This is a genomic window from Streptomyces sp. NPDC002835 (assembly GCF_053591995.1).
Genome location: NZ_JBSFUW010000082.1, coordinates 1 through 9829, shown reverse-complemented (window position 1 = coordinate 9829; position 9829 = coordinate 1). Strand labels below are relative to the sequence as shown.

Here is a 9829-nt window from a genome sequence, read left to right as displayed (position 1 = left end):
TCGGCTCGATCAGGGCCCATCGGGCGTCGGACAGGTCGCTGGGGTACGGCTTGCGCTCACTCACGGCACAGCGTGAGCATGGGCATGCCGGAAGGCTCTGTTCCGCAGGAGGGTGGGAGTTTCTGCCGTATCTCTACGTAAGACGGGTTTCCAGGACCAGAAGAGGATGAGACGGGCGACGGGGGTCGCGCCTTGCCGGGCGGCATTCGGAACCTACGGGGTGAACCATGCTGAAACGGGGCACTCACATAAGCCGCTTACCTGCTTTGAACTGCATAAACGCCCTCTCAGGGCAGTGATGTACTGCTGAACCGCCGGATTGAGCCTCGGGTCGATGGGGTCGGGCACGCCCCGCCCGACTCGCTGACGCGGCTCCAACCCGACCGCACTCGTCCTGATGGTCTGGATCAGATCCACCACTGCCCCCATTCACCTGGCCTTTTGAAGTTGTCGGCCTGCAACAACAAGTTGTCCTTCCGGCAACATGCAACGCACCCCGAGTGTGGATGGTGCCGCCAGAACACGCGGCATCACCTAGAGAAGGGGCATAGCCGTGGTTACCTCCTACACCGTGACGAACAAGCCGGACGACCTGCGTACCTACGCTGGAACCGCCATTGTGGTCGTTGTCGTGATCGTCATCTTCCACCCCTCGGTGGCAGTGGTGGGCGCCCTCACCGCCTTGGTGGCTGGGCTCGGCCGGAGCTTCGTTCAGATCCGGCGATTCAGCCGCCGCCGCTGATCCACCCGCTACAGCGCGAGGCTCCGCCCCTCTGGGGTGGAGCCTCGCTCCGTCTGACCTTCCCGGGCCGTGACGCCGTGAGGCCCACCTTCGGATGATCAGGACGGCACACATGTCACCTGCTCCAACATCTGGTAGGCGGCACCTACTCCGAGCGCCCTGCGATGGCCGCGTGTAGGCGCTCGGTGCACGCGGTGAGGTTGCGGATCAAGTCGGATTCCCAGAAGCGCAGTACGGTCCAGCCGGCCTGTGAGAGCTTGCGGTCCTGGTAGGCGTCATTGGCCATGTTTCCGCGAACCCGGGGATCCTCGCGGTACTCCGGCAGCAGGCCGTGCCAGTAGTCGCCGTCGGCTTGCAGGACGAGACGGAGCGAGGGGATGGCCGCATCCACGGTCCACCGGTCCAGGAGGCGGTACTGGCGCTCCCAGCTGAGATCCGGGGAAAGCTCCGCCGTCACCTCGTCGATGAGGGCGTAGAGGATGCGCTCCGGACGGGTCGGGGCCCGGGTGATGAGCTGCTCGTGGCGGGCACGGGCGAGCACCGCGGACAGCACGGGGTCGGTGCCCATGATCTTCACCCAGCAGGAGCGGGAGCAGGCCCGTCGCCTCTCCTTGAGCGAGACAGGCACGGTGTACTGGACGCCGCACTGGGGACACGTCTTGCGGACACGATTCTGTTTGCCCAGGTGGCGGCAGGCGTTGGAGCAGTAGATGCCTCGCCCTTCATCGGCGACCGACTGCTTCACGGCAAACTCGGTTTCACACACACGGCAGGCGCGGGTTACCCGCCGCGCCGTGCGCGCCTGTGAGCAGAAAGCGCCCCAGCCGCGTTCGACGACGCTGCGCGTCGCGCGGAACGGTTTCCCGCAGCCTTGGCAGGCGCGTTCGAGGGTGCCGTCGGCGCGGGCCTGGCACTCCTTGCTGCAATACGAGCCGCGGCCGTTCTCGGCACGGGACACCTTGATCTCGAACTCTGCGGCGCACTGGAGGCAGGTACGGGTGGCACGGGCGCGCTGGGCGAGCCCCGAACAGGTCTTGGAACAGAACTATCCTCGGAGGGTGCCAGCGGGAGCGGTAGGGCTCTTCGGGTAGAACTCGCTCCCGCATTGAGCGCAAGTCCAGAATCCTCGTGCGGTCGCGTCCAAGTGACAGGCCCGTGAGCAGTACGAGGCAGCTCTGACCTGCTGCTCTTTTCCTCGCACCCGGAAAGCGGCGCCGCACCGCGCGCAGTTGCGTGTGTCCCACTCAGTGTCTTCGGTCTGCTGCGCCCGGAAGCAGGTCATGGAACCGGATTCGACCTCCTCCGCCACCGCATCCTCCTGCCATGACGGACACCCACCGTCACCACCGACTACGGGCCAGAGCCAATTTCAGGACAGTCCCGCCGGTGGATCCGGGCTGAACAGACGGACGAGGCTCCTGAGCCGGCGTGCCGCGCGTGGAGAACGCGGGCGCAGTGGCCAGGAGCCTCGCCTTGCCGGGATCCCGGCTCAGCTGTCGCGGTTAATCATGCGATCACGGCTGAGCAGAGATCTCCCCTGCCGGTCAGTCGCCGAACATTCCGGCGTACGGGTCCGGCTCGCCCGTCCATGGATCCAGACCTGCCTTCAACAAGCGCTGGTACTCGCGCTGATTCAGGAAGGTCACCGGATGCTTGCCCCAGAGGGACACGTCGCTCAGGGGACAGTCGACGAAGTCCGCCCGCAGGGTGCGCACGAGGAACTCCACCATTCCGCAGTCGTAACGACTCCACAGGTTGTCGTCCCTGCTGCGAACCAGGATGGGCCACGCATCGGGGTCGTCGCCCGAGGCGTCCCAGCACAGAATGTCCGAGCTGGAGTCCAGCCCCCACGCGATCAGCTCGGGGTCTGTACCCATCAGCTCGGGTGACTTCGGTTCCCTGGCCCAGGCGTTCTTGGCGTTCACCGTCTCCATGAGCATGTCGTCGGAGCCCGGCTCGACCCCCTTGGGTTCGGGCTTGAGGACGCTCAGGTAGTTCGCGATCGTCCCGGCTCCGTACACCTCGATGAAGTGCCGGAAGTCGGACGGGAACTCCTTGCCCCACGACTCGCTCATCCGTTCCCAGTCGACCGACGTGTCGCTTTCGGCCGTGGGAGGCATGAGCTGCTGAAGCGCTTCGCGTTCCGCCATCTCAGTCACCACCTTCTCTGCGCGGACGGCATCACGGCGTGGATCCGGTGGGAACGGGGGCACCGGTCGTGTGATGGTTGTACATTCCGAGGTTGTTCCCCTTCAGGGTGTTCGGTATGAACTCGTTGATCCGTATTCCTGGAGTCCCGTCCGGATTCGTGCCGTAGGCCGTGAGGGTGAATCCGTTGGGGACCGTTCTGTTGCCAGTGTAGTGAGCCGTCACCGAGTACATGACGTCCTGCCCCCCGGCGTTGACGGCCTCCGCGACCTGGTTCTCGTAGTTCTTCATGTTGTTGGAGCCCTGATCGGAGCCGGTCTGCCAGTCGTTGGCTCCGCGGGCGCAGGTGGCCAGGTTGTTCAGATCGGTACCCGAGCCGCTCAACTGCTTGCCGAGGAGATGGCAGGCGTTGATGTTCTTCGACGGGTCCACTCCAAGGTGCCCTGCCACACGCTGTGCCCACTGATAGCCCGGAGGGGCCACCGTCTTGACGTCCGTCGACGAGCCCTTGTTCTTGGCCAGGTAGTCCTTGTCGAGGCAGGCGCTCACGCCCGTGGCCCGGTTGCCGTTGGCCGCGTCCTGGGGTCCGTGCTTGACCCAGCCGCACTTGCTGTCGTCGTCGTCATCGTCGTCGGTGCCTCGCGGCTTGGGCGCGGGCTTGGGGGCCGGTGCCGGTTCATCCTCCTCCATGGCGTCTTCGACGGCGTCCTCGATCTTCTCCACCGTGTCCGCGACGACGGTGGTCACCGCCGCTGCTACGACCGCTGCCACGACCACGACCGCGGCGACCACGAGCACGGGCACCAGCACCGCCAGGAAGGCGAGGTGGCCGTCCAGCTCCACGTTGCTGATGGGGTTGCCACCGGTGAAGGCGTAGCGGTTGCCGGTGAAGGGGTCGCTGCCGAGCCCCATGTCGGCGAGAGCGCCGTTGTACATGTCCCGGGTGGTGAAGCGGTTCAGGCCCGGGCTGTAGTCGCGGAAGCCCATGTCGTAGGTGCCGGACTGGGCGTCCCACCGCTTGGAGTTGTAGCGGTAGGAGTTGTACTGCTCCTTCGTCGGGTTCGCGACATCCGGCTTGTCGATGCCGGTGAACTCGGATGTGTCGTCGCTGCCGTAGGCCGTGTAGCCGTAGGTGGCCTTGGTGTCGCCGCTGTTGTCGGTGAGCGTCTCGACGTCGGTGTGGCTGTTGTAGCCGTAGTAGCCGTCCTCGGTCGTGCCGTCCGTGTTGTGCTTGACCTGGGACAGGCGCTCACCCCAGGGGCTGTACTGGTAGGACTTGGTGAGCGCGCCGGCGACTTCCTCGTTGAGGACCTCGTTCGACATGCCGAGGTAGTTGTAGTCGGTGGTCTTGCCGTCGACGGTCTTGGACGTGGTGCGGTCGATCGGGTCGAAGGTGTAGGTGGTGGACTTCATCGAGCCGTCGCCGTCCCGCTGCTGGGACTCGACGACGTGGTCGAAGCCGTCGTACACGCTCCGCGAGACGATCTGGCCACCGGCGGTGACGGACTCCGTGCGGCCGAACGGGTCGTAGTTGAAGGTGGACGAGGCCCCCGACGTGGTCGACGTCAGCAGCCGGTTGCGGTCATAGGTGAACGTCGAGGACGTGTTCTTGACCGTCTGGCTGATGACGTTGGCGTTGTCGTCGTGGACGTAGGTGTCGGTGCCCGCGCCGTTGCCCGTCTTGACGGACTGGGCGAGCCGGTCGACCGGATCGTAGGTGTAGTCCGTGGTGGAGTCGAGGTACGCCGCGTGGTTGTCGGCGTTCATCTTCTTCGTGACGTCCTGCGCCTTGTTGCCGTTGGCGTCGTAGGCGAAGGTGTGGGAGGAGACGAGGGTGCCGTTGGGCTTGTTCTCGGCCTGGGACTTCAGCGCACCGTCGAGGTAGTAGGTGTAGTCGACCGTGTTGTTGTTGGCCTTCGTCTCTCGCAGGGGCTGGCCACGGTCGGTGTACGTGTACGACGTGACCTTGGGAGACGGGTCCGTGGCGGACTTGCCCACCGAGACCGTCTTGACCAGCTCACGCAGGTCGTACGTGTACGTGGAGTACTGGTCGGGGTGGGCGACTGTCTCCGCCCGGCTGTTCGCGTCGTAGGTGTAGGAGGTGGACTTCTTCTCCTGGCCCGCCAACGCCTCGGTGATCTTCTGAACCTGGTTCAGGTTCGTGTAGGCGATGGTGTACGCGTCGATCGCGGCACCTGACGAGGTGTCGTCGATCGAGATGAGGTTGCCGTTGAGGTCGTAGGAGTAGCCGAAGGTGTGCTTCTCGGCGTCGGTGTCACCTGAGGTGTCACGCACCAGCTTCACGCTGTCGGCAACGACCTTGCCACCGCTGTTCTGGAACAGCTGGAGCTTGGCCGCGTTGCCCTGGGTGAGGGCGAACGAGCCGAGGCTGACCCAGGTGCCGGTAGCGGCGTTCTGGTCCTTCACCACGTCCGTCGTGGTGCCGTCGGACTTGGTGACCGTGTACTTGGCGTTCGTCGCGGCCCCCGTCACCTGCGGGAACTTGACGTAGGCGGTGTAGCTGCCGCTCTTGGGGATGTTCAGCGTCCAGGTGAACGCGTCCGTGCCCGTGCCCGCGGCGTGGACCTGGTGGTCGTAGCCCTGCTGACCGCTGCTGCTGCCCTTCGTCCAGGTGCCCGTGGAACTGGTGTTCTGGACGTCGGAGTTGTCGACGAGAGCGACCGCACTGCCCACCGGCACGCCGTCGTCCGTCTTCGACTTGAGCTTGCCGTTCGGGTGGTACGTCCAGCCCATCGTGCGCGACGAGGAGCCGCCGGCCGACGCGATGGTCCGGGAGGTCTGCTCACCGATGTCGTTGTAGTCGTAGGTGGTGACGATGTCCCACGGGTCGGTGGTGGACTTGGCCCACCCGTTGTCGAAGTAGGTGTAGGTGGCGTTGTTGCGGACTGTCTGGCCCTCGGAGGGCGGTGCCGACGTCGTGGAGACCCTGCCGACCGCGTCGTAGAAGGTCTGGGTGTAGACGTTCGGGCTGTTGTACCGGGCGTCCGCCGGGTCGTACGGCTGGAATTGCTTGACCGGCCGATTGAGCTTGTCGTACTCGGTCCGGGCGGTGAAGTCGTCGGCGTCGGCCGTGTCGACACCGCGCGGGGTGATCACCTTGGTGGGGTTGCCGACCTGGTCGAACTCGTACTTGGTCGTCCGGTAGGTGATGTCGGGGCTGGTGCCCGTGTGCGGGACCTTGGCCTGGATCCTTGCGCCACGCTCGTCGTAGGTGACCAGCGACTCGTTGTTGTCGACGTCCGTGGAGGCGACAACGAGCGAGTCCTTGTCGTACCTGCGTGACGTGGTCTTGCCCAGCGGGTCGGTGACCGTAGTGACCCGGTGGTTCAGGTCGTAGGCGGTCTTGCTGGTGTAGTCGGCGGTGTCGGGGGTCGCGTTCTTCTTCGGGTCAATGACCGTGACCGGGTTGCCGACGTTGTCGTACTCGTACGAGACCTTGTCGCCCACAGCGTTGACCACGGACGTGAGCTGGTAGATCTCGTCGTAGTTGTGGGTGGTGGTGTAGTCGTTCGGGTCCGCTGTGGTCGCGGTGCCCTTGGGCTCGGTGGTCGTCCGAAGATGACCGGTCTTGTCGTAGGCGTAGGTGGTCGTCCGCTCGGGAGCGGTCGGTGAGTCCTTCGGCGCCGTCCCCGAGATGACCTGGTCTGCGGCGTCGTACACCGCGGTGGACACCCCACCGTGGGGGGCCGTGACGGTGGTGACGTTGTCGTTGGCGTCGAAGACCGGGGCCGGGGTGGTGATCAGGATACCTGCGGCCTGGTCCTTGGGCACCGTGTTGATCAGCGGACGCCCGTAGACGTCGTAGGTCTGCGTGGTCTTCTTGCCCAGCGCGTCGGTGACCTGGGTGACCTGTCCGCGCTCGTCGTAGACGAACGAGGTCGCGTTGTTCAGCGCGTCTGTGGTCTTCTCCGGGTAGCCGGTGGGGCCGAAGTCGCTGTTGGTCGTCGGGTTGCCGTTGGCGTCGATCGTCCTGGTGGGCTGACCGTAGGCGTCGTACTCGTGCTTGGTGGTGTAGTCGTCCGGCACCGTGGTGGTCGCGAGACCCTTGGGGTCGGTGACCGCGGTCAGGTTGCCGAAGGTGTCGTAGCCGAACTGCCAGGTGCGGCCTTCCGGAGACGTCTTGCGGTAGAGGTCCGTGGAGAATCCGTCGAGCCGGGTCTGGTACTCGTACTTCTGCGCGTTGGCCGGATACACGCCAGGCGCACACTCGCTCGGCGCCGGTACGCCGGCCTTGTTGTTCTCGGCGTCACGCTTCCAGAGCGGGTAGCCCGTCTTCTGGTCATAGCAGAACGCCGTCTTGGCGCCGTTGTTCTCTTCGAGGTAGGTGACGTTGTTGTCCGCGTCCCAGCTCAGCTTGACCGTCTGGGCCTTGGCGTTGGTGGTCTGGACGGGGCGGCCGAAGTCGTCCGTCACATAGTCCGTCGCGTGGTTCTCGGCGTCGGTGACCTTGGCGGCGGTGAACTTCGGGTTGGCCGCGTCGGGCGCGTACGCGAAGGCCGTGGCGTTCTGCAGACGGTCGGTGATCGTCTTCGTCCACCAGTGGTACTTCGGGTCGTCGCCGGTCTGCGGCGCGTAGTACGCCATGCCGGTGGCGTTGCCGCGCGGGTCGGTGACCTTGACCAGCTTGACGTTCTTGTTGCCCTGCGTCGCGTCGTACGTGAACGCGAACACCTTCGGCTGTGCCGAGCCGTCACCGTCGGTGAACTGACCCAGCAGGCCCTTGGTGGTGTAGTAGAAGGCGATCTTGCGGCCCGAGATATCCGTCAGGGACTTCACGTGGTCGTAGATCTTGGAGTTGGTCAGGTTCGAGCCGGTGACCTTCGCGCCCGTGTCATTAATGTACTCGTAGGACGCGTCACCCTTCTTGTAGTAGTCGACGGTGAGCGACTGACGGCCGGCCGGGTCCGTGATGTACGTCAGGAACTTGGTCGGCTTGTTGTTGGACTTGCGCTCCTCGTAGGTGAACGTCTGCGTGTTGCCGTTCTTGTCGACCGTCGACGTCATGTAGCCGTCGCAGCCGAAGAAGAAGCGGGTGCCGTCCGGGCGGGTCATCGTCCAGGCGTCCGGAACCGGGTCCTTGGTGGGCTTGCAGTCCAGGCCCGGCTTGGCCTCCAGCTTGTAGTGGACGCCCGCGGGGGCCTTCCACACGCTGTTGGTGGCGTCCCAGCGGAAGACGTGGGTGGTGCCATCGCCGTCCGGGAGGCGGACCTCGGTCGGGTTCGGGTTGGGGTGGAAGTCCAGCGGCGCGCCCAACCGGATCGGTCCTGCTGCCTGGATGGACCAGCCGTGACCGGCCACCGTGTCGCTCGTGTCCAGCGAGTTGTAGGCGAAGCGGGCGAACGTGTTCAGACCACGGCCCGGGTTGGAGAACGCGTTGTACGACCAGACAGAGTTACCGGCCGCGAGGTTGTTCATGACCGTAGAGCCGGCGCCGGTGTTCTTGCCGGTGTAGGAGTAGAACTTCTCCATACCCAACTGGTTGGAGGTTGGGTCCTCGACGGCAACGTTCTGCTTGAGCGGCGGGATGCCGCCGGTGCCGGCGGACAGCCAGGTGCCGTCCGAGACCTTGCGGACGTCCCAGCCGAGGACGTACTCGTTCCGCTTGTTGCCGGAGTCCGAGTTGATCGGGGTGGCGACCTTGGCCTGGATCGTGGCCGACTTGCCCGGCAGCAGGGCCGGGATCGCCGTCTTCAGCTGGTTGCCCCCGGTGGTCACGTCCGTGCCGTCGGGGAGCTTCCAGGTGTAGGACAGCTCGCGCTCGCCCGTCGCCCACGCCGAGGACGTGGTGTTGGTGACCGTGAAGTCCACCGTGTAGGTGGTGTTCGGGGTCATCCGCGCGGGGGTCGTGGGCGCGTAGTACGTGGAGGCCGTCGTCGAGTCGACGTAGATGACCTGCATGTACGGGCGCAGCTGCGGGTCGGCGGCCTCCGCGGACAGGAACAGGGAGCGTTCCTGCGGTCCGGTGGAGGACTCGTCCTTCAGCTTGACCGCGACGCCCTTGTTGCCGGCCGGGGTCTTCACCCAGTTCTGCATCAGGCTGGTGGCGTCCCACCAGTGGCGGCCGACGTCGGACATGTTGGCCACGGTGTCGGAGACGGTGGCGTTCATGTCACCGCCGGGGCTGGTCCAGGCGGTGGTGGAGGTGGCGTTGTTCCAGGTGGCCTGGGTTTCGGCGAAGTCGCGGGTCAGGGCGTGGAGTTCGTAGATCGCTCCGCTGCTGTCCGTGGTGGTCTCGGCGCCCCACATGTACATCCGGTTGTTGAGCACCGTGGCGGTGGCCGGGATGTCGCTGGTGGGGAACTTCAGCACGGCGCGGGTCTTGCCGTAGGTGCCGGAGTTGTTTCCGACGCTCAGCCACTTCTGGCCGACGCCCCAGGACTGGATGGTGTCCTGGTTGGTGGTCGGCTGGGCGGAGGAGAGGGTGGTGTCGGTGACGCCGCCCTGGCTGCCCTGGATGATCTTCATCGTCCGGCCGGCCTTGGGGATGCCCACCACCCGGGTCGGGGACCCGAGCAGGTCGCCGTCCTGGGTCTTGACCGCGATCTGGTAGTAGTACGACTTCCCGATCTCACTGGAGCTCGAGTCGGGGGTGGGGACCGCGGTGGTGTCCGTGTACGCGGTGGCGCTCTTGTCGATCGGCGCGATCAGCGTCGCCGCCGACGGAGTGAACACCTGCTGCGTCGAGCGGTGCAGCTGGTACTCGACGATGTCCAGACCGGCGGCGCCGGTGGTGTTCGCATATGCCTTCCACGACAGCTCGGGGCCGGTGGAGTGCACCACGGTCGGCGAGTCGAGAGCCGTACCGACCTTGCCGAAGGTGACCGTCAGGCGCGGGATGCTCGAGGTCTCGCCGCCGTAGTAGCCGTCACCGGCCTCGTAGCGGGGGCCGCCGAGCGGGCCGGTGGACGACTCGTCCGC

General features: G+C 65.7%; 4 protein-coding genes. 1 reads left to right on the top strand and 3 read right to left on the bottom strand.

Annotated elements, in window-relative coordinates; translation table 11 throughout:
- Positions 1 to 553 precede the first annotated feature (553 nt).
- Positions 554 to 742: a hypothetical protein gene (locus ACWD01_RS36460; protein WP_282090221.1), complete on the top strand. Its 189-nt coding sequence runs from the start codon at positions 554 to 556 to the stop codon at positions 740 to 742.
- Between the two features lie 145 nt (positions 743 to 887).
- On the opposite strand, the gene ACWD01_RS36455 is transcribed toward ACWD01_RS36460, so the two are convergent.
- From ACWD01_RS36455 to ACWD01_RS36445, 3 genes are all read right to left on the bottom strand, one after another.
- Complete coding sequence (locus ACWD01_RS36455) at positions 888 to 1487, bottom strand: DUF559 domain-containing protein (protein WP_451168167.1); 600 nt, start codon at positions 1485 to 1487, stop codon at positions 888 to 890.
- A gap of 799 nt (positions 1488 to 2286) precedes the next feature.
- Entirely contained in the window at positions 2287 to 2892 is a 606-nt protein-coding gene (locus ACWD01_RS36450; RefSeq protein WP_451168165.1) for an SMI1/KNR4 family protein, read from the bottom strand.
- A gap of 31 nt (positions 2893 to 2923) precedes the next feature.
- Positions 2924 to 9829 (bottom strand): golvesin C-terminal-like domain-containing protein (locus ACWD01_RS36445; protein ID WP_451168164.1); only part of this gene is annotated, 6906 nt, incomplete at its 5' end.

What these genes read in the sequence shown, in the direction of transcription:
- ACWD01_RS36450 (WP_451168165.1), bottom strand. Translation starts at nt 2,892, where the DNA reads ATGGCGGAACGCGAAGCGCTTCAGCAGCTCATGCCTCCCACGGCCGAA.